This window comes from Stenotrophomonas sp. JC08, from assembly GCF_052180205.1.
In the GTDB taxonomy this organism is placed as follows: Bacteria; Pseudomonadota; Gammaproteobacteria; order Xanthomonadales; family Xanthomonadaceae; genus Stenotrophomonas.
On record NZ_CP197473.1, the window covers coordinates 1,092,088 to 1,116,924 of the forward strand.

Genomic DNA, 24,837 nt, shown 5'->3' on the forward strand with positions numbered 1-24,837 from the left:
GCATGCACCCGTGCGCTGGCGCGCGGGTGTGCAACCGGGGTCGCCACTGTCTGGCAGCGGCGACCCGCGTGGATGATGGCGCCCGCTCCGCCACCGGCCGGGTGGGGGCCATGGCAGGGAACAATCGATGGCTGATAGCAACGAGGGCGCAAGCCCGCTGGACAGCGCGTCCATCGCCGACCAGGCGGTGGCACAGGGCGGTGCCTACGAGGTGCTGCGCAAGCGCCTGAGCGACCAGGGCGCGCGCCTGCGGCAGGTGGTGGAGGCGATGAACCAGCGCCGCCTGCAGGAGTTCGGTGACAGCCGCATGGAGGTGATCGAACGCTTCCGCATCCGCACCGAGAACAATTGCGTGGGCCGCGACATCGTCCAGGTCGGCGATGACCTGCTGCTGTTCGGCTACAACGTTTTCATCGGCCTGAAGACGCAGACCCGGGTGGAGGATGTGTTCGGGCTCTACCGCATGGTGGAGGGCGCCGAAGGCTACGACGTCACCCCGGTGGACCTGAAGACCAGTTTCCTGGCGCAGCCGGGCTTCGTCCACGATTTTTCCGAGCTGTACGCCTATTACAAGCACGCGCGCCTGCTGCAGCTGATCGTGCGCGACGGCAAGCTGCTGGCCGCGTTCCAGATCGGCGAGCGCAGCAGCGATGTGCGCGTGTTCCGCTGGGCCATGGCCAGCAGCGGTGAGTTGACCTATATCGACGCACGCGGCGAGCGCGACATCGCCTTGCCGGCCCCGTTTGATTTCGAGTGGATGCGCGCCGGGCGCGACATGCTGGTCAGCGGCCGCTTCCCGCACCTGAACCTGCTCGACACCATCTTCGTAGAGACCACCGGTGGCAATCTCACCATCAAGGTGGAGAACAACACCGAGACCGGGCAGGGCGTGTACAGCGAGCCGGTCGAGGACAGCACGCAATCGGTGGACGATGCCACCATCGATTTCGCCCGGGTCGGCTCGCTGATCCTGCTCAAGGTGCAGCCCTACCGCGAGGACAGCTGGCGCGGCCTGATCTACAACACGCTGACCGGCAAGGTGGTGCGCAACGACGCCATCGTCCAGGCCTGCGTGCAGCTGCCCGATGATCACGGCATCATCTTCCCCGGCGGCTACTACCTGCAAAGTGGCGAGCACAAGGCGTTCGACGCCTCGATGCAGGGCATGAAGTACAAGCGCTCGGTCCGCTCGCCCAACGGCGAGGACATGCTGTACATCTTTTACGAGCGCGAGGCCGGCAAGTCGGCGCTGTTCGTCTACAACAGCATCCAGCGGGCGCTGCAGAACCCGGTGTTCGGGCTGGGCTACGCCTTCCTGCGCGATGGCCGCATGGTGCTGTTCAATGCCGAGAACGGGGAGCCCACCCGCATCCATCCGATGCAGGTCTGGCAGACCCCGTTCAGCAGCGACGAGTTCGCTGCCCACCGCCAGGCCGGCACCAGTTTCATGGCCCGCATCGGCAATGCCGAACTGGTGCGTGGCATCTCCAACCTGCTGGACTTGGGGCGCGAGATCGACAGTCGCGAAGTGTCGCTGGCACGTTACGAGCTGCTGACCCACAACGCGCGCCGCCTGTTCGATGCCCATCATTGGCTGGACGACGCCCACTGCGACGGCGCCGCCACGCTGCTGCGCGAGATCAGCGCGACCGGCGAGTCGATGCTCGACGAGTACGAGAAGGTCGAGAGCATCCGCAAGCAGTCGGCGCAGGCGATGGCCGAGGTCACCAGCCAGCACAGGACCCTGCTCGGCCGCCTGCAGCCGCAGAACTGGTCGAAGATCGGCGAGTTCGTTGACAGCCTTGGCGAGATCGGCAAGCTGCGCGGACGGCTGCTGACCGTGCGCGACTTCCGTTATGTGGATGTTGCCACCATCGATGCGATGAATGCCTCGTTGCAGGAGGCACATGACCACGTGGGTGCGGCGGCGGACGAGTTCCTGGGTGGCGACAAGGCCCTGCAGCCGTTCAACGAGCGTCTGCAGGAGCTGGATGCCACCGCGCAGGCGGCGCAGACCGCCAGGCAGCTGTCCGAACAGATTGCGCAGATGCAGGCGATGTCGGCCGAGCTGGACATGCTGTCCGAGCTGATGGCCGGCCTGAAGGTCGACGATGCCGCGCAGCGTACGCGCGTGGTGGAAGCCATCTCCGGCATCTACGCCAAGCTCAACCAGGCGCGTGCACGCGCCGACCAGCGTCGCCGTTCGCTGGGCTCGGCCGAGGCCGTGGCCCAGTTTGGCGCGCAGTTTTCCTTGTTCAGCCAGGCCATCACCAGCGCACTGGGACTGGCCACGGATCCGGAACGCGCCGACGAACAACTGTCGCGCCTGATGGTGCAGCTGGAAGAGCTGGAGAGCCAGTTTGGCGAGCACGAGCAGTTCCTGGGTGACATCCTCAGCAAGCGCGAGGAGTTGCTGGACACCTTCGAGTCGCACAAGCAGACCCTGCTGGATGCCCGCCAGCGCAAGGCGCAATCGGTGCTGGATGCGGCCAACCGCATCCTCGACGGCCTGGCCAAGCGCACCGAGCGTTTCACCACGGTTGACGAGCTCAATGCGTTCTTCGCCGGCGATCCGCTGATCCTGAAACTGCGCGAGCTGGCCGAGCGCCTGCGCGAGTACAGGGACAGCGTCAAGGCCGATGACGTGGAAGCACGGCTGAAGGGCGTGCGTGACCAGGCGGTGCGGGCGCTGCGTGACCGCAGCGATCTGTTCGAGGGCGGCGGCAATGTCATCCGTCTGGGCCGGCACCGCTTCAGCGTCAACACCCAGCCGCTGGACCTGACCATCCTGCCGCGCGGCGACGGCCTGGCCGTGCACCTCACCGGCACCGACTACTACGAAACCATCGTCGATCCGGAACTCGAAGCGCTGCGTGCGTATTGGCCGGTGACGCTGGATTCGGAATCGCCATCGCTGTACCGCGGCGAGTACCTGGCCGGCCTGCTTCTGGATGCAGCCATCAACAACCGCGATGGCCTGAGCATCGAACTGCTGCTGCGCGAGGCCGCGCAGCCCGAAGCGCTGGCCAGGCGGGTACGCGACTTCGCCGCGCCGCGCTATCGCGAAGGTTATGAAAAGGGCATCCACGACCACGATGCCAGCCTGATCCTGCAGGCGGTGTTGCCGCTGTACCAGGCCGCCGGTTCGCTGGTACATGCGGCAGCGCCGCGTGCCCTGGCGTTGTTGTTCTGGGCGCGCGAAGGCAAGCACGAGAATGTCAGCCAGTGGGTGGAGCGCGCCGCCGGTGCGTTTGCCATCGCCCAGCTGTTCAATGTGCGGGATGGGCTGGAGGCCTTGCGCGGTGAGATCGCGTTGGCGCTGGCCGAATTCCAGCAGGTGCACGCGCTGCCGTTCGACAGCGGCATGCCGGCGCTGGCGGCGGAGTACCTGCTGGCCGAGCTGGCCAATGGTGAGCCGACCTTCGCCTTCAGTGGCTATGCGCGGCAGCTGTTGACTGGCTTGCGCGAGCAGTTGCAGGCGGCTGGCCAGGCCGATGCCTTCGATCGCAGTCTGCAGCGGTTGTCCAAGCGCCTGGCGTTGCAGTGGGCGCAGGCGGTGCAGTGGTTGCAGGCGATGTGCGGGCAGGGCAAGTACGCAGCGATGACCGGCTATGTGCCGGAAGCCGCGGCCATGCTGCTGGGCGAACGCGATCTGCGCAGCCAGGTGCGCGAGGTGACCTTGATTGCCGACGTTGCCGGCCTGCTGGGCGAGCATGCCCGCATCAGCCAGGGCCATCTGCAGTTGGCGGTCGATGACTTCCTGCAGCGTTGGCAATCCCACCGGCGCCAGTTCCAGCCGGGCTTCGAGCAGTACCAGGCGCTGCGCCAGCGCATCAGTGCGCGCGAGCGTGAGGCGCTGCGGCTGGGTGAGTTCCAGGCGCGGCCATTGAGTTCCTTCGTCCGCAACAAGCTGATCAACGACGTCTACCTGCCGATCATCGGTGACAACCTTGCCAAGCAGATGGGCACGGTGGGCGAGAACAAGCGCAGCGACCTGATGGGCCTGCTGATGATGATCAGCCCGCCCGGCTACGGCAAAACCACCCTGATGGAGTACGTGGCCAACCGCCTGGGCCTGGTTTTCATGAAGATCAATGGCCCGGCGCTGGGCCACGAGGTGCGTTCGCTGGATCCGGAGCAGGCGCCGGACGCCACCTCACGGCAGGAGCTGCACAAGCTCAACCTGGCGCTGGAGATGGGCAACAACACCATGCTGTATGTCGACGACATCCAGCACACCCATCCGGAATTCCTGCAGAAGTTCATTTCCCTGTGCGATGGCACCCGCCGTATCGAAGGCGTGTGGAAGGGCCGCACCAAGACCTATGACCTGCGCGGCAAGAAGTTCTGTGTGGTGATGGCCGGCAATCCGTATACCGAGTCCGGCGAGGTGTTCAAGGTGCCGGACATGCTGGCCAACCGTGCTGACATCTACAACCTCGGCGATGTGCTGGGTGGCATGGAAGACGCGTTCAAGCTCAGCTATATCGAGAACAGCCTGACCTCCAGCCAGGTGCTGGCGCCAATGGCCACCCGCGACCTGGACGATCTCTACCTGCTGGTCGACAAGGCCAATGGCAAGGAGGTGTCCACCAACGCGCTCAGCCATGCCTACAGCGGCGCGGAGATCAACGAGATCGTCGCCACCCTGCAGCGGCTGATGCAGGTGCGTGAGGTGGTTTACCGGGTCAACCAGCAATACATCGCCAGTGCCGCCCAGGCCGACAAATACCGCGTCGAGCCACCGTTCCGCCTGCAGGGCAGCTACCGCAACATGAACAAGCTGTCGGAGAAGATCTCGCCGGTGATGAATGCCGCCGAGCTGCAGCAGCTGATCGCCGATCACTACCTGGGCGAGTCGCAGCTGCTGACCAGTGGCTCGGAAGAAAACCTGCTCAAACTGGGCGAGCTGCGGGGTGTGCTCGATGCGCAGCAGCTGGCGCGCTGGGAGCAGATCAAGCGCGACTTCATGCGTGACAAGGCGATGGGCGGCGACGATGCCGATACCGGCGCGCGCGTGGTGGCGCAGTTGGCCGATATCGCCAGCGGCCTGCAGGGGTTGCGCAACAATGAGCCGGAGCAGGTGGCGGCAACCACGCCAGCAGTGGAAGCACCATGGGAGCAGATCCTCGCCTTGCTGCAGGCGGTGGCCGAGCGCCCCGCGGCGGTGATGCAGGCGGCCGTACCTCCGCCCACAACGCCGGCGCAGGATCTGGCTCCGTTGCTGCAGGCACTGGTCGCCGCCCAGCAGCAGCAAGGGCAGGTCGGTGATGCGTTGTCCGCATTGGTGGCGCAGCTGCATGAATGGTTGTCGAAGGAGGGCGGCACGACCAAGTCCGCACCGCGTGTGCGACGGGCGCGGACACCCGAAGAAAAAGCGCTGGATGAAGCGTTGATGCGCCACTTCTACGGCGGCAGCGTCGTGGTGCCCGGCCAGCAGGGCAGCCACGGCAAGGACACGCCGGGCGATGCCTGATCTACTGCTGCCCACGCCGCCGCATCCGGCCTTGCAGACCACTGATCCGCTGGCGGTGGCCGGCTATGGCGGTGAGCTGCTGGCTGCGGTGGAGCGCTTGATCGGCGCGCCTGCCAAGACGGGGGCGGCCGCCGTGCTGGTGGCGGAAATGGACAACGTCCGTCAGGCCATGCAGGCCCATGATGGCCGCCGGATCCGGCGCTCGGTGGGTTTGTGGGGGCGGCTGCTGGGCCGTGATGTCGAAGCGCAGGTGCAGGCCGAACAACTGGCCGGACAGCTGGATGTCTGCCTGCTGCGCGCCGATGACGGCTTGCAGGCATTGCAGCAGGAGCTCGACCGGCACCAGCAGCAACTGGCGCGGGTGGAAGCGGCGGTGGCGGCAATCGATGTCTGGGCTGCCGCCGGCGAGGCCCTGCCAGCGCCCAAGGAACCCGTATCGCAGGCCGCGCTGCAACGGCGCCTGCAGCACCTGCGCGGGCTGGCCCGGCTGCGGCAGACCGAAGCCGGTCAGCTGCGCCTGCTGCATGCCCAGGGCGTGGAGTTGATCGAACGCTACCAGCGCATCCGCGACGTGCTGCTGCCGCTGTGGCGACAACAGACCTTGGCGCAACACGCCGCAGGCATGCCCGCGGCACTGGCCAAGGCGGCCGAAGCCCAGGCGCGCATTGTCGATGAAGTCATGGCCATGCAGGCTAGACTGCGTTGAATAACCGCCCCGCAACTGACTGCTCGCGCGATGTGTCGCGCGTCTTGCTCAAGGAGAACAGCTGATGACCCAGGACACCCTGCCACTGCCGGCCGGTCCCTCCGCGGACGTGGACGCCACCACGCTGGTGGCACTGGGCCTGACCGAGGCCGATCGCCCGCAGATCGCGCAGATCGTGCGCACACTGGATGACATCAGCCCGGGCAACCTGCACGTGTTCGGCCGCGAGGCGGCGGGCAAGAGTGCGGCGTTTTCCAGCCAGCTGCTCGAGCACGTGCGCAACCGCGACCTGGATGCGTCCGGCGACAAGTTGGGCGAGGTGGTGCGTATTGCCCGCTCGCTGAAGCTGGATAGCCTGCATGAGCGCTCCAAGGTGCCGGTCATCGGCGGTCTGATCGACCGCATGCGCGCGTCCAAGGGTGAGCTGGTACAGAAGTTCAGCGACACCAACCAGCAGATCGAGCAGCTGATGCGCGACGTGGGTGAGCAGCAGTCACAGATGGGGCAGCGGGTCGGTGAGTTCGACCGCATGCACGCCATCATCCGTGACGAGCGGCAGAGCCTGGGCCTGCACATTGCCGCCGGCAAACAGCGGCTGGCCGGACTCAACGCCGAGCTGCATGCCTTGGCCGGCCACGAAGACCCGCAGTCGCGCATCCGTCGCGGCGAGGTCGACAACGCCATCCGCCTGCTCGACAAACGGGTGGGCGACCTGACGGTGATGCAGCATGCCGCCGACCAGTCGCTGCCGATGATCCGGCTGATCCAGGCCAACGCCATCCAGCTGATTGAAAAGTTCAATGCGGTGCGCGACATCACCATTCCCTCGTGGAAGCGCCAGTTCGCCATCCAGCTGTCACTGGGCGAGCAGAAGAACGCGGTGGACCTGTCCAACGCCATCGACGACGCCACCAACGAGCTGATGCGGCGCAATGCCGACCTGATGCGGCAGACCTCGGTGGAAACGGCCAAGGCCAACCAGCGGGCGGTGATCGACGTGGCGACCTTGCGGCATGTGCACGAGCAGCTCATCGCTACCGTGGAGGAGGTGCGCACCATCCACCGCGAAGGCATGCAGCAACGGCAGCAGGCCGAGGTGGAGCTTGCACGCCTGCGCGAGGATGTGCAGCAACGGTTGGCGCTGCCGACCCGGCCGGCAGGCGCGGCGTAAGCCGCAGAACAGGAGCCTGCCGGTAGTGAGGGCTGCGGTCTGTTGCAGCCCCTGCGCGCATCAATGAAGTGAGACTTCGCCGCCTTCCTGTTGCGCGGCAAAGGGGAGGAGGCTTCAGGCTTTTGGGGCTGTACCCGCTTCGCGGCTTGCGCCGCTCTTACCGGGCCAGCTGCTTTTCCAGCCAGTTGGCGAGCATGGCGGTCCGCGGATCCTCGCGCCCCCCCGCCGTGCACAGCGCCCAGCAGCCTTCGGTATCGACAAAGCCCCAGGGCGCGATCAGGCGGCCGCTGGCAAGTTCCCCGGCGACCAGTGGCTGTGGTGCGATGGCCACTCCCAGTCCGGCGACAGCCGCTTCCAGCAGGTAATAGAGATGCTCGAAACCGGTGCCGTAGTGCAGGCGCTGGTGATCGATACCGTTGCGCGTGGCCCAGGTTGGCCAGGCCTGCGGGCGCGAGCGGGTGTGCAGCAGCGCCTGCTCGTGCAGGGCGCCGGGCGGCTGCTGTGCCAGCAGCTGCGCGCCGGGCATGGCTGGACTGAACACCGGGCCGATCCGCTCCGGCGCCAGGGTGTGGACCTGCCAGCCCGGCGGCCACGGCGCCTGTCCCAGCATCAGCGCGGCATCCAGGCCGTCCAGGCGCGGAGCGAAATCGCCTTCCTGCGCCGCCAGGTGCAGGGTCAACTGCGGCAGGTCGCGCTGCAGGTCGTGCAGGCGCGGGATCATCCAGCGGGCGAGGATGCTGCCCGGGCAGCCGAGCACGAAGGCCTCGTCGCGCTGCGGCCGGCGCAGCGCCGCCACGCAGTTGCCGATCTGCGCGAATGCCGCCGAGCTGGCCTCCAGCAGGCGATGGCCGGCGGCGCTGGGGCGGATGCCGCGGCCATCGCGTTCGAACAGCGCCAATCCCAGCTTCTCCTCAAGCAGTCGTAACTGGCGGCTGACCGCACCGTGGGTGACGTGCAGCTCGGTGGCGGCCAGACTGACGCTGCGCAGCCGCGCGGCGGCCTCGAAAGCGCGCAGGGCGTTGAGTGAGGGCAGGGCATGGTCGCTCATGGCGCACATCTGACCGCCATGGATGGCGGGAATGCCGGTTTTGCATGAGCAAAAACCGGCCCTGCGCCATCCTTAGGGCGGCTTCGCTGTGGAAAACAGCTGTCCTGTCGCTTTTTCATGTGAGTTTTTCTAACACATGGCCGAGGAATTATCGATATTCATGTCAGCTTGGCTGCGCTAGATTGCAGTCCTGTTTATTGCTGCCGTGATTGCCATGACCGCCTCGCCGATCGACGATTTCCACGCCTTCCCGGACGCCCGTGGCCACTTCGGCCGTTATGGCGGCAGTTTCGTCGCCGAGACGCTGGTCGGGCCGCTGCAGGAATTGACCGCCGCCTACGACCAGGCGCGGGTTGATCCGGCTTTCATCGCCGCCTACGACAAGGACCTGAAGCACTACGTCGGCCGTCCCAGCCCGATCTATCACGCCGAGCGCCTGAGCCGCGACGTCGGCGGGGCGCAGATCCTGCTCAAGCGCGAGGACCTGAACCACACCGGCGCGCACAAGATCAACAACACCATCGGCCAGGCGCTGCTGGCCGCGCGCATGGGCAAGACCCGCATCATCGCCGAGACCGGCGCCGGCCAGCACGGCGTGGCCTCGGCCACGGTGGCCGCGCGGCTGGGCCTGGAGTGCGTGGTCTACATGGGCGCCACCGACATCGAGCGGCAGAAGATCAACGTCTACCGGATGAAACTGCTGGGTGCGACGGTGGTGCCGGTCAACAGCGGCTCGGCCACCCTCAAGGACGCGCTCAATGAGGCCATGCGCGACTGGGTGACCAACGTGCGCGACACCTTCTACATCATCGGCACCGTGGCCGGGCCTGAGCCGTATCCGCGCATGGTGCGTGACTTCAACGCGATTGTCGGCCGCGAGGCGCGGGCGCAGATGCTGGAGGACTACGGCCGTCTGCCCGATGCGATCACCGCCTGCGTCGGCGGCGGCTCCAATGCCATCGGCCTGTTCCATGCTTTTCTCAACGACCGTGAGGTGAAGATCTACGGTGCCGAGGCCGCCGGCGACGGTATCCATACCGGCCGCCATGCCGCATCGATCTCGGCCGGTCGGCCGGGTGTGCTGCACGGCAACCGCACCTATGTACTGTGCGATGACGACGGCCAGGTCACTGAAACCCATTCGATCTCCGCCGGGCTGGATTACCCCGGTGTCGGCCCGGAGCACGCGTTCCTGTCCGACAGCGGCCGCGCGCAGTACGTCGGCATCACTGACGAGGAAGCCCTGGCCGCGTTCCATCGCCTGACCCGCACCGAAGGCATCTTGCCGGCGCTGGAATCCAGCCATGCGGTCGCGCAGGCGATCAAGCTGGCGCGTGAGCTGCCGAAGGACGCGCTGGTGTTGTGCAACCTGTCCGGTCGTGGCGACAAGGACGTGCACACCATCGCCGCGCGCGAAGGCTTGTCGCTGTGAGCCGGCAGTTGATCCGCAGCGGCGCGCTGGCCTGCCTGGGCATGGCGCTGCTGGCCTGCAAGCCGCCGGAGCCGGAAGTGCGTCCACTGCCAGCAAGCGCGCCGCCCACATCGCCGGAAGCTGCACCGGTAGCGGAACCGGCCTCGCCGGCTGCCGCCGCGCAACTGGCCGCCGTTGGCGAACTGCGCATCGGTGCGTTGTTCGGCAAGGGGCCGGGCGATGACGCCTTCGTATCGGCAGGTATGCGCGAGGCGATGGAAGGCGACTGCGAGTATTACGACCGTGGCACCTTGCCGGAAGGCATGTCGATGATGGTGATCGGCGAGCGCATCGCACGCTTCGACGTGCATGGCGAAGGTGACCTGAGCGTGCGCGTCGATGCGCCGCCGGCTGCCGCGCCGCCAATTCCGTTTGGCCTGTGGGTGGGCATGGGCGTAGCCGAGGCGAAGCAGCGCCTGCCTGCCGGCGTGGTGGTCAGCCCGCACGCCTATGTGTCGCCCGACGGCGATTACCTGACCTGGGCCGACAAGGCCACCCAGCTGGCCTTGCGCCTGGAAACACTCAATGGTCTGGTCACCTCCATCTACTGGGGCCAGCCTGACGCGGTTGAACTGATTGAAGGATGTGCCTGAGATGGCTGTGACCCGAATCGACGAATGCTTCGCCCGCCTGCGCGCCTCCGGCCGCAAGGCGCTGATCCCCTTCATCACCGCCGGCGATCCGTCGCTGGAGGCGACCGTGCCGGTGATGCACGCGCTGGTGGACGCCGGTGCCGATGTGATCGAGCTGGGTGTGCCGTTCTCCGACCCGATGGCCGATGGCCCCACCATCCAGCGCAGCTCCGAGCTGGCGCTGGCCCGCGGCGCCGGCCGCCAGTACGTAATGGACACGGTGGCGCAGTTCCGGCAGACCGATGCGGTGACGCCGGTGGTGTTGATGGGCTACCTGAATCCGGTCGAGATCCGTGGCGCCAGCCGCTATGCCGAAGAGATGGTCGCGGCCGGTGTGGATGGCGTGCTGCTGGTGGACCTGCCGCCGGAAGAGGCCGATGAGATCCGCGCCGCGTTCGACGCCGTAGGGCTGGCGCTGGTGCTGCTGGCCTCACCGACCAGCAGCCCCGGGCGCATGGATACCTTGTGCGCGGCTGCGCAGGGCTATCTGTATTACGTCAGCTTTGCCGGCGTTACTGGCGCGTCGGAGCGGTTGGACAGCGCCGCTGCCGGCGAGCGCCTGCGCCTGCTGCGCAGCCGCACGAAAACGCCAGTGGTGGCCGGCTTCGGCATCAAGGATGCGGCCAGTGCGGCGGCGATGGCGGTTGATGCCGATGGCGTCGTGGTCGGCAGCGCGCTGGTGGCGACGATGGCGGGCGCAGGATCGGCCGAAGAGGCCGCACGTCGTGCGGCGGAGTTCCTGATCCCGCTGCGACAGGCATTGGATGCCTGATTCCGGGTGTCACGTCGTGCTTCGGCGGTTTGCCACAGGCAGCGTAGCCGCCTCCGCTATCTGTCCGCTGGCGCGGCGATAGACCGCCGCTTTTCGGTCCGAGCCCTAAGCGCCGGCGCCGTGTTTCCCCGCGGAATAAGTAGGGGCGGCTTCTGTACGCTACCGTCGGTTTGCGACCGCGCGCTAGACTGTCGGTCTGTCGCGGCCGCAGGGTCGCCCTGAACGGAAGTGTCATCCAGCATGAGTTGGCTCAGCAAGTTGATGCCGTCCGGCATCCGTACCGACAACACCCCCTCCAAGAAGCGCAGCGTTCCCGAGGGCTTGTGGGAAAAGTGCAGCAGTTGCGGCGTGGCCCTGTACCGCCCGGAGCTGGAGGAGAATCTCGAGGTCTGTCCCAAGTGCGGGCACCACATGGCGATCCGCGCGCGCGCGCGCCTGGCTGCGCTGTTCGACCCCGGCAGTACCGCCGAGATCGCCGCACGCCTCGGGCCGACCGACGTGCTCAAGTTCAAGGACCAGAAGAAATACGTCGATCGCATCAAGGCCAGCCAGAAGAGCACCGGCGAGTACGACGCGCTGATCGCCATGCGCGGCTTGCTGAAGGGTCGGCCGCTGGTGGCGTCCTCGTTCGACTTCGCCTACATGGGCGGTTCCATGGGCTCGGTGGTGGGCGAGCGTTTCTCGCTGGCGGCCGAAACCGCGTTGGAGCTCGGTTGCCCGTATGTGTGCTTCTCCGCCAGCGGTGGCGCGCGCATGCAGGAGGGCCTGTTCTCGCTGATGCAGATGGCCAAGACCTCTGCGGCGCTGGGCAAGTTGCGCGCCGCCGGCCTGCCGTACATCTCGGTGCTGACCCACCCGACTACCGGTGGCGTGTCGGCTTCGTTCGCGATGCTGGGGGATATCAACATCGCCGAACCGCAGGCGCTGATCGGCTTTGCCGGCCCGCGCGTGATCGAGCAGACCGTGCGCGAGAAGCTGCCCGAAGGCTTCCAGCGCTCGGAATTCCTGCTGGAACATGGTGCCATCGACCAGATCTGTGATCGCCGTGAAATGCGTGATCGCCTGGCCGCATTGATGGCGATGATGATGCTGCAGGAGCAGCCCGAAAAAGACTCTGTGGCCGCCTGAATGTCCGCACGCAAATACTTCGGGACCGACGGCATCCGTGGTCGGGTTGGTGAAGGGGCGATTTCCGCCGATTTCGTGCTGCGTCTTGGCAACGCCTATGGCCAGGCACTGGTACAGGAGGTTCGTGCCCGTGGCAGCGACCGCAAGCCGCTGGTGGTGATCGGCAAGGACACCCGCATCTCGAACTACATGTTCGAGGCGGCGCTGGAGGCCGGGCTGGTCGCGGCCGGTGTGCATGTGCAGTTGATGGGGCCGATGCCGACACCGGCGGTGGCACACCTGACCCGCTCGTTGCGTGCCGATGGCGGCATCGTCATCTCCGCCTCGCACAATCCACACCACGACAACGGCATCAAGTTCTTTTCCGCACAGGGCGAGAAGCTCGACGATGCGACTGAACTGTCGATCGAGGCTGCGCTTGACCAGCCTTTCACAACGGTAACGTCGGAGCGGTTGGGCAAGACCGTGCGCACGCGCGATGCCATCGGCCGCTATGTGGAGGCCTGCAAGAATTCCGTGCCGCGCGACTTCGGTCTGGAGGGCATGCGCATCGTGGTGGATTGTGCCAATGGCGCGACCTATCAGGTGGCGCCGCTGGTGCTGCGTGAGCTGGGCGCCAGTGTCGATGCCATCGGTGCCGAACCCAATGGCGTGAACATCAATGCGGGCGTTGGCTCGGTCCACCCCGAGGCGCTGGTTGCGCGCGTGCGCGATACCGGCGCCCATCTGGGTATCGCCTTCGATGGTGATGGTGACCGGCTGCTGTTCGTCGACAGCGATGGTGGCATCCATGACGGTGACGACCTGCTGTACCTGCTGGCGATGGACTGGAAGGAAAGCGGGCGGCTGCACGGGCCGGTCGTGGGCACGTTGATGACCAACTTCGGTTTCGAGCAGGCGCTGTCGCAGGCCGGTATCGGCTTCGTACGCGCCAATGTCGGCGACCGCTACGTGCACAAGGCCTTGCTGGAACACGGCGGGGTGCTCGGCGGTGAGGCGTCCGGCCACCTGCTGTGCCTGGACCGGGCGACGACCGGTGACGGCATCATCAGTGCATTGCAGGTGCTGGAGGTGCTCAAGCGCCGGGACATCACCCTGCAACAGGCGCTGGAAGGCTTGAGCCGGGTACCGCAACAGACGGTCAATGTCCGTATCGGCGCAGGAGTGTCGGCCAGGGATGTGGTCCAGTCCGCGGCGGTGGTCGCGGCGCTGGCTGGCGCGCAGGAAGCGGTGGCCGGACGTGGTCGCGCCTTCCTGCGTCCCTCCGGCACCGAACCGGTAGTCCGGGTGACGGTGGAGGCCGGGGATGCCGCGCTGGTGCAGGCCACGCTTGGGCGTCTGGCCGAAGCGGTCGAAGCCGCCGCCGCGTAAACACGTATCCACGCTGCCTGGCGTAGCGGTGCTGGCTGGGAGGAAAGGGCCGGGCAGAGGGGTGACCTTCTGCCCGGTATTTTTTTGCCGGGCAGCCATCCGGACGCCTGGATTGGCGGCACCTGACGGCATGCAGGGGCTGATCTGCGACAATGCAGGCACGTCCGGCGCGGCCGGACCCCTGTCCAGAATCCTTCTAGAGAATTGTGTTGTGAGCCAGATTCCAACCCTCGATATCACCCGTTTCGAGACCGACCGCGACGCCTTCGTCGCCGAGCTGGGGGCCGCTTATCGGCAGTGGGGCTTTGCCGGTATCCGCAACCACGGCATCGCCCAGACCGATATCGATGCCGCCTACGCCGCGTTCAAGGCGTTTTTCGCGCTGCCGGAAGAGGTGAAAAAGCGTTACCACGTCGCTGGCGGGGGGGGCGCGCGCGGCTATACCCCGTTCGGCGTGGAGACCGCCAAGGGCTCCAAGCACTTCGACCTGAAGGAGTTCTGGCACGTCGGCCGTGAGATTCCGGATGACTCGCCGTACCGCGAGGTGATGCCGCCGAACCTGTGGCCGGAGGAAGTGCCGGGTTTCCGCGAGCATGGCTATGGCCTGTACCAGAAGCTCGATGCCCTCGGCTCGCGTGTGCTGTCGGCGTTGGCGCTGCATATCGGCCTGCCGCAGGACTATTTCGCCGACAAGACCAACAACGGCAACTCGATCCTGCGCCCGATCCATTACCCGCCGATCACCACCGACGACATCCCCAATGTCCGTGCCGGTGCCCATGGCGACATCAACTTCATCACCCTGCTGGTCGGTGCCAGTGCCGCCGGTCTGGAGGTGCAGTCGCACGAGGGCGAGTGGGTGCCGTTCACCTCCGATGCCGACACCATCGTCGTCAATATCGGCGACATGCTGCAGCGCCTGACCAACCACGTGTATCCGTCCACCATCCACCGGGTGGTCAATCCTCCGGGTGAGCTGGCCCGCCAGCCGCGCTACTCGGTGCCGTTCTTCCTGCACCCGAACCCGGATTTCCTGATCGACGTGCTGCCCTCGTGCATCACCGCGGAGAACCCGAGCCGGTATCCGGAGGCGATTACCGCCCATGGCTTCCTGGAAGAGCGTCTGCGCGAGATCAAGCTGAAGTAAGCCTCGGCTGGCCGGGTCATCGGCCTTGCCCATTCATGGCGCCGCCAGGCCTTCGGGATTGGCGGCGTGCGTGCATGTTGTCCCGGATTGTCTGCGGGCTGTCCTGCCGGTGTCTGCATTTCGGCTATCCTTCGCCCACCTTTTTAGCTGGGAGTCACTCCGCAATGCGCCAGAAGATCGTTGCCGGTAACTGGAAGCTGCATGGCAGCCGTCAATTCGCCGCTGAACTGCTCGGACAGCTGGTTGCCGGGCTGCCGCAGGCCGGGGTGAAGCTGCTGGTGCTGCCGCCGTCGCCGTATCTGGCCGCCTTGTCGGAGGATTTCAGTGGCGCTGGCGTGGCCTTCGGCGCGCAGGACCTCAGCTGCCATGGCGAGGGGGCCTACACCGGCGAGGTGTCGGCTTCGATGCTGGTGGATGTGGGCGCGGAGTATGTGCTGGTCGGGCATTCGGAGCGACGCCAGTACCATCACGAAAGCAATGAGCTGGTGGCGCGGAAGTTCGTTGCTGCCATCGAGGCCGGGCTGGTGCCGGTGCTGTGCGTGGGCGAAACGCTGGAACAGCACGAGGCGGGGCAGACCGAGCAGGTGATCGCCGCGCAGCTGGCGCCGGTGCTGGAACTGGCGGGCGTGGAGGCCTTCGGCCGGGCCGTGGTGGCCTACGAGCCGGTATGGGCCATCGGTACCGGCAAGACCGCCACGCCGGCACAGGCGCAGGCCGTGCATGCGTTCATTCGTGGCGTAGTCGCCCGGGGCGATGCTAGAATTGCCGATTCGCTGCCGCTGCTCTATGGCGGCAGTGTCAAGCCCGGCAATGCCGCAGAGCTGTTTTCGCAGCCTGACGTTGATGGCGGGCTGGTAGGCGGCGCTTCGCTGGTGGCGGCTGATTTTCTGGCCATCGCGAGGGCGGCAGCCGGTCGCTAACGGGTAATTGTCCGGGACGGATTTCAAATGCTGATGTTGATCCTCAATGTGGTCTATGTGCTGGTGGCGATCGCGATGATTGCGCTGATCCTGATGCAGCGTGGCTCGGGTGCCGCCGCCGGCTCCGGCTTCGGTGCAGGGGCGTCGGGTACGGTGTTCGGGTCGCGTGGCGCCTCCAACTTCCTGTCCAAGTCCACCAAGTGGCTGGCGGTGGTGTTCTTCGGCATCAGCCTGTTCATGGCCTGGTATGCCAGCCACGGCTCGCGCCCGGCCGGTGAGGGGCTTGGCGTGATGTCCCAGGTCGAAGCGCCGGCAGCGGCTCCTGCAGCGCCGGTAGGCGACCTGCAGCCGGTGCCTGCTGTGGGTGAGGTGCCGCAGGCGGCCGCCCCGGTGGAAAATATTCCCGCGCAAGCTGAAGAAAAGCCGGCTGAAGGCGCACAGAAAGACTGAAGACGGTTACAATGCGCGGCGCACTGCAGAGCAGCTGCGCTGACGTAGGCCCAGGTGGCGGAATTGGTAGACGCACTACCTTGAGGTGGTAGCGACGAGAGTCGTAGGGGTTCGAGTCCCCTCTTGGGCACCATTAGTACTGGCGGGTTCGCGGGATGCGGCAGCATTCCGCCCTGATATTCCCGACAATCACCCACGCCGGGCAGCCTGCAGGCTCGCCCCGGCTGAGGCAAGAGAGAATCGCTGTGCTGGCCGAATATTTGCCGTCTCTGCTGTTTCTGATCGTCGCCACCGGCATTGGTGTATCGCTGATGCTGATCGGCCGGTTCCTCGCTCCCCGTAGCCCGGACAACCAGAAGCTTTCGCCGTACGAATGCGGCTTCGAGGCGTTCGAGAACGCGCGCATGAAGTTCGACGTGCGCTATTACCTCATCGCCATCCAGTTCATCGTGTTTGACCTGGAAATCATCTTCATCGTGCCTTGGACCCAGGTCTTCATGGAGCTGGGTGCCCGTTCGCTGGTCACCATGGGCCTGTTCGTCGGCATGCTGTTTCTCGGCTTTATCTACGTGTGGAAGAAGGGGGCGCTGGAATGGGAGTGATCCAAACTCTCGACGGCCTGATGAACAACCCGATCCCGGAAGGGCGGGTGGATGACATCCTGCGGCCTGAAGGCGACAACCCGCTGCTCGACAAGGGCTATGTGACCACCAGCGTCGATGCGCTGCTGAACTGGGCGCGTACCGGTTCGATGTGGCCGATGACCTTCGGTCTGGCCTGCTGCGCGGTGGAGATGATGCATGCCGGTGCCGCGCGCCTCGATCTGGACCGTTACGGCATCGTGTTCCGTCCGTCACCGCGCCAGTCCGACGTGATGATCGTGGCCGGCACGCTGGTCAACAAGATGGCCCCGGCGCTGCGCAAGGTCTACGACCAGATGCCCGACCCGAAGTGGGTCATCTCCATGGGCAGCTGCGCCAACGGTGGCGGCTATTACCACTATTCCTATTCCGTGGTGCGCGGTTGTGATCGCGTGGTGCCGGTGGACGTTTACGTCCCGGGCTGCCCGCCGACCGCCGAAGCCCTGGTCTACGGCATTTTGCAGTTGCAGAAGAAGATCTGGCGCACCCAGACCATCTCCCGCTGAATTCCTTTCATTTCAAGAGCACGCCAGCCCCCATGGCCCAGCAAGCACATTCATTGATCGATCGACTTCGCGCGCGTTTCGCCGGTGCGCAGGTCTTCGTGATCGAACCGCGCGGCGAAGTTACCCTGGAGCTGGCTGCCGCCGACTGGAAAGCCGCCGCACTGGCGTTGCGTGACGAGTTCGGCTTCGAGCAGCTGGTCGATCTTTGCGGGGTCGACTACCTCGGCTACGGCAGCGCCGAGTGGGACACCTCGGACGTGTCCTCGAACGGTTTCAGCCGTGGCGTGGAGGGCAAGAACGTCGGGCGCTTCGCCTGGGGCGAGTTCCCCAGTCACGAGAGCGGCGAGGGCGCCCGTCCCGATGCCATGCCGAAGCAGCGCTTCGCCGTCGTCGCCCAGCTGCGTTCCTACCAGCACAACCAGCTGCTGCGTATCCGTTGCTACGCGCCCAGTGAAGAGCTGCCGGTGGTGGCGTCGTTGACCGATGTCTATCCGGGCGTGAACTGGTTCGAGCGTGAGGCGTTCGACCTGTTCGGCGTGGTCTTCGAAGGCCATCCGGACCTGCGTCGCATCCTGACCGACTACGGTTTTGTCGGCCATCCGTTCCGCAAGGACTTCCCGCTGATCGGCAACGTCGAAGTGCGTTACGACGAAGAGAAGAAGCGGGTGATCTACGAGCCGGTGACGTCGGTCGAACCGCGCGTCGGCGTGGCACGCGTGATCCGTGAGGATTCGCGCTACCAGACCGCCGAAGGCGAGCGTGCGCAGTCGGAGGCAAGCAAGTGAGCGCTGAAGTGAGCAAGTCCCTGCCGCAGGCCAGCCAGGCCTTCGCCAGCAATCCTGCTGAAGAACAGCAGGAAATCCGCAACTACACGATGAATTTCGGTCCGCAGCATCCGTCCGCGCACGGCGTGCTCCGCCTCATCCTCGAGATGGATGGCGAGACCGTGATGCGCGCCGACCCGCATGTCGGCCTGCTCCATCGTGGTACTGAAAAGCTTGCCGAGTCCAAGCCGTTCAACCAGTCGATCGGCTACATGGATCGTCTGGATTACTGCTCGATGATGTGCAACGAGCATGCGTATGTGCGCGCCATCGAGAACCTGGTCGGTATCGAGGTGCCCGAGCGTGCGCAGTACATCCGCACCATGTTCGACGAAATTACCCGCATCCTGAACCACCTGATGAACATCGGTACCGGTGCGCTGGATCTGGGTGCGATGGCGGTAATGCTGTACACCTTCCGCGAGCGTGAAGAGCTGATGGACTGCTATGAGGCGGTTTCCGGCGCACGCATGCATGCGGCCTATTACCGTCCGGGCGGCGTGTATCGTGACCTGCCCGACACGATGCCCAAGTACAAGGAATCGCGCTGGCACAAGGGCAAGGCCCTCAAGCGCCTGAACGCTTCGCGCGAAGGCTCGCTGCTGGACTTCCTGGAAAACTTCACCAACGAGTTTCCCTCGCGTGTCGACGAATACGAGACCCTGCTGACCGAGAACCGCATCTGGAAGCAGCGTACCGTCGATGTCGGCATCGTCACTCCCGAGCATGCCCATGCATGGGGCATGACCGGCGTGATGCTGCGCGGCTCCGGTATTGCCTGGGACCTGCGCAAGAAGATGCCGTACGCCAAGTACGACGCGGTGGATTTCGATATCCCGCTGGGAACCAATGGCGACTGCTATGACCGCTACCTGGTTCGTGTCGCCGAGATGCGTGAATCCAATCGCATCGTCAAGCAGTGCGTGCAGTGGCTGAAGGCCAATCCGGGCCCGGTGATCGTGCAGAACTTCAAGGTCGCTCCGCCTTCGCGTGCGGAAATGAAAGACGACATGGAAGCGCTGATCCACCACTTCAAGCTGTTCAGCGAGGGCTACTGCGTGCCGGCCGGCGAAACCTATGCGGCGGTGGAAGCGCCGAAGGGCGAGTTCGGCTGCTACCTGGTTTCCGACGGTGCCAACAAGCCGTTCCGCGTGCACCTGCGCGCGCCGGGCTTCGCCCACCTGTCCTCGCTCGATTCGATCGTGCGTGGCCACATGCTTTCCGACGTGGTGGCGATGATCGGCACCTACGATCTTGTGTTTGGTGAGGTTGACCGCTGATGTTGGCCGATTTCACAACGTCCGTTGCCTGCGCGGTTGTGCTGCCGCAAGCGCCGGTTTTCCTGAATCTGGTTTTCGTTGAGGTCGGCCAATGAAGGCGACAGGTAATTACGAGGCGGCGCGCGACGTCGATCCGATGGTGGTGCTGAGCGACAAGACCCGCGCTCATATCGATCACTGGGTGGCAAAATTCCCGCCGGAACGCAAGCGCTCGGCCGTGCTGCAGGGCCTGCATGCGGCGCAGGAACAGAATCAGGGCTGGCTCAGTGACGAACTGATGGCGGGCGTGGCCAAGTACCTGGACCTGCCCTACGTGTGGGTCTATGAAGTCGCCAGCTTCTACTCGATGTTCGAGATCAAGCCGGTCGGCCGCAACAACGTCGCCATCTGTACCAACATCAGCTGCTGGCTCAACGGCGCCGACAATATCGTCCGCCATTGTGAGAAGAAGCTGGGCATCAAGCACGGTGAATCGACCCCGGACGGCCGCGTCTACCTCAAGAAAGAGGAAGAGTGCCTGGCCGGCTGCGCGGGCGCGCCGATGATGGTCATCAACGGTCACTACCATGAACGTTTGACGCTGGAGCAGGTTGATGCGCTGCTGGACGGGCTGGAGTAAGACATGGCACATCAGAAATCCACGGGACCGGTAGGTCCGGCGCCGCTTCCGCACAACGTGGTCTACACCACGTTGCATTACGATACTCCGTGGTCGTACGAGAACTACCTCAAGACCGGGGGCTATGCCGCGTTGCGCAAGATCCTCGAAGAGAAGATCGCGCCGGCCGATGTCATCGAAATGGTCAAGCAGTCCGGTCTGCGAGGCCGTGGCGGCGCGGGTTTCCCGACCGGCCTGAAGTGGTCGTTCATGCCCAAGGGCGACATGCAGAAGTACATCCTCTGCAACTCGGACGAATCCGAGCCGGGCACCTGCAAGGACCGCGACATCCTGCGCTACAACCCGCACGCGGTGATCGAGGGGATGGCCATCGCGTGCTATGCCACCGGCTCGAGCGTGGGCTACAACTACATGCGTGGCGAGTTCCACCACGAGCCGTTCGAGCATATCGAACAGGCGCTGGCCGATGCCTACAAGCATGGCTGGCTGGGCAAGAACATCCTTGGCAGCGGCGTGGACATCGACATCCACAACGCGCTGGGTGCCGGTGCCTACATCTGCGGCGAGGAAACCGCGCTGATGGAATCGCTGGAAGGCAAGAAGGGACAGCCGCGCTACAAGCCGCCGTTCCCAGCCAATTTCGGCCTGTACGGCAAGCCGTCGACGATCAACAACACCGAGACCTACGGGTCGGTGCCGGCGATCATCCGCAACGGTCCGGAGTGGTTCAAGGGCCTGAGCAAGACCGCCAGCGGCGGGCCGAAGTGCTTCTCCGTTTCCGGCTGCGTGCAGCGTGGCGGCAATTTCGAAGTGCCGCTGGGCACCACCTTCAACGAGCTGCTGGAAATGGCCGGTGGCCTGCGTCCGGGCCGCAAGCTGAAGGGCGCGATTCCCGGTGGCGTCTCGATGCCGGTGCTGACCGCCGCCGAGCTCGACGGGCTGCCGATGGACTACGACACCATCCGTGCACTCGGTTCCGGCCTGGGTTCGGGGGCGATCGTGGTGATCGACGACAGCGTCTGCGCCGTCAAGTTCACCTGCCGCATCAGCCGCTTCTTCCACAAGGAATCCTGCGGCCAGTGCACCCCGTGCCGTGAAGGCACCGGCTGGATGCATCGTGTGCTGGAGCGCATCGTCGCCGGGCAGGCCACGATGGAAGACCTGCACCAGCTCAAGACGGTGGCCGGTCAGATCGAAGGCCACACCATCTGCGCGTTCGGTGAGGCCGCCGCATGGCCGGTCCAGGGTTTCCTGCGCCAGTTCTGGGATGAATTCGAGTACTACATCGTCAACGGTCATTCGATGGTTGACGGCAAGAAGGTGGAGGCTGCTGCCGTATGAGCGCGCAACCGGTAAATTCCAACGAGGCGCCCGTGGCTCCGGAAGGGCACGTCACCATCGAGATCGATGGACAGACGATGTTCGCCCCCAAGGGCTCGATGATCATCCATGCGGCTGACAAGGCCGGCATCCCGATTCCGCGCTTCTGCTATCACGAGAAGCTCTCGATCGCCGCCAACTGCCGCATGTGTCTGGTCGACGTGGAGAAGTCTCCCAAGCCGTCGCCCGCCTGCGCCACGCCGGTGATGGATGGCATGAAGGTGCAGACCCGCAGCGACAAGGCGCTGAAGTACCAGCGTTCGGTGATGGAGTTCCTGCTGATCAACCATCCGCTGGACTGCCCGATCTGCGATCAGGGCGGCGAGTGTGAGCTGCAGGACGTGTCGCTGGGCTACGGCCGCTCGGTCAGCCGCTTCAACGAGCGCAAGCGCGTGGTGGCCGATGAGGACATGGGGCCGCTGGTCGCCACCGAGATGACCCGCTGCATCCAGTGCACCCGTTGCGTGCGCTTCACCGACGAGGTGGCCGGTACCCAGGAGCTGGGTGGCCTGTACCGCGGTGACGAGCTGCAGATCGGCACCTATGACGGCAAGCCGCTGACCACCGAGCTGTCCGGCAACGTCATCGACGTGTGCCCGGTCGGTGCATTGACCAACAAGGTGTTCCAGTTCAAGGCGCGTCCGTGGGAGCTGACGGCCCGCGAATCGCTGGGCTACCACGATGCGATGGGTTCGAACCTGTTCCTGCACGTGCGCCGCGGTGAAGTGCTGCGCGTGGTGCCGCGTGAGAACGAGCTGGTCAACGAATGCTGGCTGTCCGACCGCGACCGTTATTCCCATGAAGGCCTGTATGCCGCTGATCGTGCGACCCAGCCGCTGCAGAAGATCAATGGCGAATGGAAGGAAGTGAGCTGGGCTGAAGCGTTGGCGGCTGCCCGCGAAGTTCTCGAGGCCAATCGTGGCGACGACCTGGGCGTGCTGGTGCATCCGTCGACGTCGAACGAAGAGGGCGCGCTGCTGGCACGCCTGGCGACGGCGCTGGGCTCGGGCAACATCGACCACCGCATCAACAACCGCGATTTCTCCGATGCTCCGGTTGCCGAAGCATTCGGCATGCCGCTGGCCGAAATTGAGAAGGCCGACCACATCGTGTTGCTCGGCAGCAATGTGCGCCATGAACTGCCGCTGCTGCATGCCCGCATGCGCAAGGCGCAGACCAGCAACGGCGCGCAGATCCATGCGATCAATCCGGTCGATTTCGACTTCACCTTCAAGCTGGCCGGCAAGCAGATCGTCGCGCCGTCGCGCTTTGCCGAGGCGCTGGAAAACGTCCAGCTGATCGATGCGGTGAAGGCCGGTGGCAACACCGTCATCATCGTCGGCGCAATCGCCGAGAACCATCCGCAGGCGGCCTCGATCCGTGCGGCGGCGAGCCGTTTTGCGGCAGCCACCGGTGCGCGCGTGTGCCGGATTCCGCAGGGCGCCAACGCACTGGGTCTTGCCCGCGCTGGCGTGCTGCCGGCGGGCAAGGATGTCAATGCGATGCTGGCGCAGGCGCGCAAGGCATACGTGTTGTACGGCATCGAGCCGGGCCTGGACTTCGCCGATACGGCCGCGGCGCGCAAGGCGCTGGCCGGCGCGACGGTTGTCGCTTTCAGCCAGTTCGCATGCGCCTCGACCCGTGATGTGGCCGATCTGATCCTGCCGATCGGCGCGCTGCCGGAAATCGATGCGACGCTGACCAATCTCGATGGCCGCGAGCAGCAGGCCCGTGCCGGCGGCAAGCTTCCGGGCGAAGCCCGCGAAGGCTGGCGTGTGCTGCGCGCCCTGGGGGGCGACATGCAGCTGGACGGTTTCGGGTTCACCGATCTGGCCGGCCTGCGCGCCAGCCTGCAGCCGGTGGCCGTGAAGGTGGCCGCTTCGGCGCAGCCGCAGATCAGCGGTGAGGGTTTCGAAGTGGCTTCGACGCCGGCGATCTATCGCACCGATGCCGTTGTGCGTCGTGCCCAGGCCCTGCAGTCGCACCCGTTGAACCACGCACCGCGCATCGTGCTCAATGGTGATGACGCCGCGCGTCTGCAGCTGGTCGAGGGGCAGATGGCCAAGGTCGGCACCGATGCCGGCAAGGCGACGCTGCCGGTGGTGGTCGACGCACGCGTCGCCGCCGGTACGGTTTGGATTGAGTCGGGCCATGGCGCAACCGCGCCGCTGGGCGCCGCTCGGGTAACAGTGGTGGCTGCATGAACGAGTTGCTGTTGAACGCGGTCGATCCGCTGTACCAGTGGTTTGTCGCCCTGGGTGATATCGGCATCGTGCTGTGGACGGTGCTGAAGATCCTGTGCATCGCGATGCCGGTGATCATCTCGGTCGCCTTCTACGTGTTGTGGGAACGCAAGCTGATCGGCTGGATGCATATCCGCCACGGACCCATGTATGTCGGTCTGGGTGGCCTGCTGCAGGCGTTTGCCGACGTCACCAAGCTGCTGTTCAAGGAAATCATTGCGCCGACCAGCGCGCATCGGGCGATGTACATCCTCGCGCCGCTGGTGGTGCTGGCACCGTCGTTCGCGGCCTGGGCGGTGGTTCCTTTCGACTACCAGCTGGTGCTTTCGAACTCCAACGTCGGTCTGCTGTACCTGCTGGCGATGACCTCGCTCGGCGTGTACGGCGTGATCCTCGCCGGCTGGGCCTCCAACTCCAAGTACGCCTTCCTCGGTGCGATGCGCTCGGCCGCGCAGGTGGTCAGCTACGAGATCGCCATGGGCTTTGCGCTCATCGGCGTGATGATCGCCGCCGGCAGTTTGAACCTGAGTGACATCGTGCTGGCGCAGAAGGGTGATTCGGGCCTGTTCGACTGGTTCCTGCTGCCGCTGTTCCCGCTGTTTGTCGTGTACTGGGTTTCCGGCGTGGCTGAAACCAACCGCGCGCCGTTCGACGTGGTGGAAGGCGAGTCGGAAATCGTTGCCGGCCACATGGTCGAGTATTCCGGCGGTGCATTCGCGCTGTTCTTCCTGGCCGAATACGCGAACATGATCCTGATCAGCTTCCTGATCGCATTGTTCTTCCTCGGCGGTTGGCTGAGCCCGATCCAGGGCTGGGTCACGGCGGATATCTCGCCTTGGATCAACTGGATCTGGATGGGCGGCTGGCCGTGGCTGCTGCTGAAGATGCTGTTCTTCGCAAGCTCGTATATCTGGTTCCGTGCCAGCTTCCCGCGCTTCCGCTATGACCAGATCATGCGTCTGGGCTGGAGGGTTTTCATCCCGTTGACCATTTTCTGGATCGCGGTGACGGCACTGATGGTGTTCTACGGCGTGATCGAGAAGGGCGTTTGA

Annotated in this window: 20 protein-coding genes and 1 tRNA gene; 20 read left to right on the forward strand and 1 reads right to left on the reverse strand. The window is 65.3% G+C overall.

Annotated features, from left to right (window positions below; all coding sequences use genetic code 11):
* Nucleotides 1-127: 127 nt before the first annotated feature.
* The 3 genes from ACSBPQ_RS04910 to ACSBPQ_RS04920 all read left to right on the forward strand — a co-directional run bounded on the left by ACSBPQ_RS04910 (nucleotide 128) and on the right by ACSBPQ_RS04920 (nucleotide 7,353).
* Nucleotides 128-5,476, forward strand: a complete 5,349-nt coding sequence (locus ACSBPQ_RS04910) for a DNA repair ATPase (RefSeq protein ID WP_442683933.1) — start codon at nucleotides 128-130, stop codon at nucleotides 5,474-5,476.
* Nucleotides 5,469-6,182 carry a hypothetical protein gene (locus ACSBPQ_RS04915; RefSeq protein ID WP_442683934.1) on the forward strand — a complete coding sequence of 238 codons (714 nt, stop codon included), beginning with the start codon at nucleotides 5,469-5,471 and terminating at the stop codon, nucleotides 6,180-6,182. The genes ACSBPQ_RS04910 and ACSBPQ_RS04915 overlap by 8 nt, the downstream gene beginning before the upstream one ends.
* Nucleotides 6,183-6,246: 64 nt before the next feature.
* The gene (locus tag ACSBPQ_RS04920) at nucleotides 6,247-7,353 is read left to right on the forward strand and encodes a toxic anion resistance protein (protein ID WP_442683935.1); all 1,107 of its coding nucleotides are present in this window, start codon (nucleotides 6,247-6,249) and stop codon (nucleotides 7,351-7,353) included.
* Between the two features lie 157 nt (nucleotides 7,354-7,510).
* Here ACSBPQ_RS04920 and ACSBPQ_RS04925 read toward each other — a convergent pair whose 3' ends face one another.
* Entirely contained in the window at nucleotides 7,511-8,401 is an 891-nt protein-coding gene (locus ACSBPQ_RS04925; protein ID WP_442683936.1) for a LysR family transcriptional regulator, read from the reverse strand.
* Between the two features lie 214 nt (nucleotides 8,402-8,615).
* On the opposite strand from ACSBPQ_RS04925, the gene trpB reads away from it, so the two are divergent.
* The 17 genes from trpB to nuoH all read left to right on the forward strand — a co-directional run bounded on the left by trpB (nucleotide 8,616) and on the right by nuoH (nucleotide 24,837).
* The gene (trpB, locus tag ACSBPQ_RS04930) at nucleotides 8,616-9,833 is read left to right on the forward strand and encodes a tryptophan synthase subunit beta (RefSeq protein ID WP_442683937.1); all 1,218 of its coding nucleotides are present in this window, start codon (nucleotides 8,616-8,618) and stop codon (nucleotides 9,831-9,833) included.
* A complete protein-coding gene (locus ACSBPQ_RS04935) occupies nucleotides 9,830-10,465 on the forward strand; it encodes a hypothetical protein (protein ID WP_442683938.1) in 636 nt (211 codons plus the stop codon). Before trpB ends, ACSBPQ_RS04935 begins: the two co-directional genes overlap by 4 nt.
* Before the next feature lies 1 nt (nucleotide 10,466).
* The gene (trpA, locus tag ACSBPQ_RS04940) at nucleotides 10,467-11,276 is read left to right on the forward strand and encodes a tryptophan synthase subunit alpha (RefSeq protein ID WP_442683939.1); all 810 of its coding nucleotides are present in this window, start codon (nucleotides 10,467-10,469) and stop codon (nucleotides 11,274-11,276) included.
* A 240-nt stretch (nucleotides 11,277-11,516) separates the two neighbouring features.
* Nucleotides 11,517-12,404 (forward strand): acetyl-CoA carboxylase, carboxyltransferase subunit beta, encoded by an 888-nt coding sequence (gene accD / locus ACSBPQ_RS04945; protein ID WP_442683940.1) that lies wholly within the window; start codon nucleotides 11,517-11,519, stop codon nucleotides 12,402-12,404.
* Entirely contained in the window at nucleotides 12,405-13,775 is a 1,371-nt protein-coding gene (glmM, locus tag ACSBPQ_RS04950) for a phosphoglucosamine mutase (RefSeq protein WP_442683941.1), read from the forward strand. It abuts the gene before it with no gap.
* Between the two features lie 211 nt (nucleotides 13,776-13,986).
* A complete protein-coding gene (locus ACSBPQ_RS04955) occupies nucleotides 13,987-14,922 on the forward strand; it encodes an isopenicillin N synthase family dioxygenase (protein ID WP_442683942.1) in 936 nt (311 codons plus the stop codon).
* Between the two features lie 164 nt (nucleotides 14,923-15,086).
* Nucleotides 15,087-15,842, forward strand: coding sequence for a triose-phosphate isomerase (gene tpiA, locus ACSBPQ_RS04960; RefSeq protein ID WP_442683943.1), 756 nt, complete (start codon nucleotides 15,087-15,089; stop codon nucleotides 15,840-15,842).
* Between the two features lie 27 nt (nucleotides 15,843-15,869).
* A complete protein-coding gene (secG, locus tag ACSBPQ_RS04965) occupies nucleotides 15,870-16,292 on the forward strand; it encodes a preprotein translocase subunit SecG (RefSeq protein WP_442683944.1) in 423 nt (140 codons plus the stop codon).
* Between the two features lie 48 nt (nucleotides 16,293-16,340).
* A tRNA-Leu gene (locus tag ACSBPQ_RS04970) sits at nucleotides 16,341-16,425 on the forward strand.
* Nucleotides 16,426-16,537: 112 nt separating this feature from the next.
* Complete coding sequence (locus ACSBPQ_RS04975) at nucleotides 16,538-16,894, forward strand: NADH-quinone oxidoreductase subunit A (protein WP_442683945.1); 357 nt, start codon at nucleotides 16,538-16,540, stop codon at nucleotides 16,892-16,894.
* Nucleotides 16,885-17,439: a NuoB/complex I 20 kDa subunit family protein gene (locus ACSBPQ_RS04980; RefSeq protein ID WP_442683946.1), complete on the forward strand. Its 555-nt coding sequence runs from the start codon at nucleotides 16,885-16,887 to the stop codon at nucleotides 17,437-17,439. Before ACSBPQ_RS04975 ends, ACSBPQ_RS04980 begins: the two co-directional genes overlap by 10 nt.
* A gap of 32 nt (nucleotides 17,440-17,471) precedes the next feature.
* Nucleotides 17,472-18,224: an NADH-quinone oxidoreductase subunit C gene (locus tag ACSBPQ_RS04985; protein WP_442683947.1), complete on the forward strand. Its 753-nt coding sequence runs from the start codon at nucleotides 17,472-17,474 to the stop codon at nucleotides 18,222-18,224.
* Between the two features lie 89 nt (nucleotides 18,225-18,313).
* A complete protein-coding gene (locus ACSBPQ_RS04990; protein WP_442684516.1) occupies nucleotides 18,314-19,543 on the forward strand; it encodes an NADH-quinone oxidoreductase subunit D in 1,230 nt (409 codons plus the stop codon).
* A 91-nt stretch (nucleotides 19,544-19,634) separates the two neighbouring features.
* Nucleotides 19,635-20,162, forward strand: coding sequence for an NADH-quinone oxidoreductase subunit NuoE (gene nuoE / locus ACSBPQ_RS04995; protein WP_442683948.1), 528 nt, complete (start codon nucleotides 19,635-19,637; stop codon nucleotides 20,160-20,162).
* A gap of 3 nt (nucleotides 20,163-20,165) precedes the next feature.
* A complete protein-coding gene (gene nuoF / locus ACSBPQ_RS05000) occupies nucleotides 20,166-21,503 on the forward strand; it encodes an NADH-quinone oxidoreductase subunit NuoF (RefSeq protein ID WP_442683949.1) in 1,338 nt (445 codons plus the stop codon).
* Nucleotides 21,500-23,746 (forward strand): NADH-quinone oxidoreductase subunit NuoG, encoded by a 2,247-nt coding sequence (nuoG, locus tag ACSBPQ_RS05005; protein WP_442683950.1) that lies wholly within the window; start codon nucleotides 21,500-21,502, stop codon nucleotides 23,744-23,746. The genes nuoF and nuoG overlap by 4 nt, the downstream gene beginning before the upstream one ends.
* Complete coding sequence (gene nuoH / locus ACSBPQ_RS05010; protein WP_442683951.1) at nucleotides 23,743-24,837, forward strand: NADH-quinone oxidoreductase subunit NuoH; 1,095 nt, start codon at nucleotides 23,743-23,745, stop codon at nucleotides 24,835-24,837. The genes nuoG and nuoH overlap by 4 nt, the downstream gene beginning before the upstream one ends.

Excerpts from the sequence above, each read along its gene's own strand:
- ACSBPQ_RS04910 (WP_442683933.1), top strand. The coding sequence starts at position 128 with ATGGCTGATAGCAACGAGGGCGCAAGCCCGCTGGACAGCGCGTCCATC.
- nuoH (WP_442683951.1), top strand. The coding sequence starts at position 23,743 with ATGAACGAGTTGCTGTTGAACGCGGTCGATCCGCTGTACCAGTGGTTT.
- trpA (WP_442683939.1), top strand. The coding sequence starts at position 10,467 with ATGGCTGTGACCCGAATCGACGAATGCTTCGCCCGCCTGCGCGCCTCC.
- ACSBPQ_RS04980 (WP_442683946.1), top strand. The coding sequence starts at position 16,885 with ATGGGAGTGATCCAAACTCTCGACGGCCTGATGAACAACCCGATCCCG.
- nuoG (WP_442683950.1), top strand. The coding sequence starts at position 21,500 with ATGAGCGCGCAACCGGTAAATTCCAACGAGGCGCCCGTGGCTCCGGAA.
- glmM (WP_442683941.1), top strand. The coding sequence starts at position 12,405 with ATGTCCGCACGCAAATACTTCGGGACCGACGGCATCCGTGGTCGGGTT.
- ACSBPQ_RS04915 (WP_442683934.1), top strand. The coding sequence starts at position 5,469 with ATGCCTGATCTACTGCTGCCCACGCCGCCGCATCCGGCCTTGCAGACC.
- tpiA (WP_442683943.1), top strand. The coding sequence starts at position 15,087 with ATGCGCCAGAAGATCGTTGCCGGTAACTGGAAGCTGCATGGCAGCCGT.
- ACSBPQ_RS04985 (WP_442683947.1), top strand. The coding sequence starts at position 17,472 with ATGGCCCAGCAAGCACATTCATTGATCGATCGACTTCGCGCGCGTTTC.
- ACSBPQ_RS04925 (WP_442683936.1), bottom strand. The coding sequence starts at position 8,401 with ATGAGCGACCATGCCCTGCCCTCACTCAACGCCCTGCGCGCTTTCGAG.
- secG (WP_442683944.1), top strand. The coding sequence starts at position 15,870 with ATGCTGATGTTGATCCTCAATGTGGTCTATGTGCTGGTGGCGATCGCG.
- accD (WP_442683940.1), top strand. The coding sequence starts at position 11,517 with ATGAGTTGGCTCAGCAAGTTGATGCCGTCCGGCATCCGTACCGACAAC.
- nuoF (WP_442683949.1), top strand. The coding sequence starts at position 20,166 with ATGGCACATCAGAAATCCACGGGACCGGTAGGTCCGGCGCCGCTTCCG.
- ACSBPQ_RS04920 (WP_442683935.1), top strand. The coding sequence starts at position 6,247 with ATGACCCAGGACACCCTGCCACTGCCGGCCGGTCCCTCCGCGGACGTG.
- trpB (WP_442683937.1), top strand. The coding sequence starts at position 8,616 with ATGACCGCCTCGCCGATCGACGATTTCCACGCCTTCCCGGACGCCCGT.
- ACSBPQ_RS04990 (WP_442684516.1), top strand. The coding sequence starts at position 18,314 with ATGAATTTCGGTCCGCAGCATCCGTCCGCGCACGGCGTGCTCCGCCTC.
- nuoE (WP_442683948.1), top strand. The coding sequence starts at position 19,635 with ATGAAGGCGACAGGTAATTACGAGGCGGCGCGCGACGTCGATCCGATG.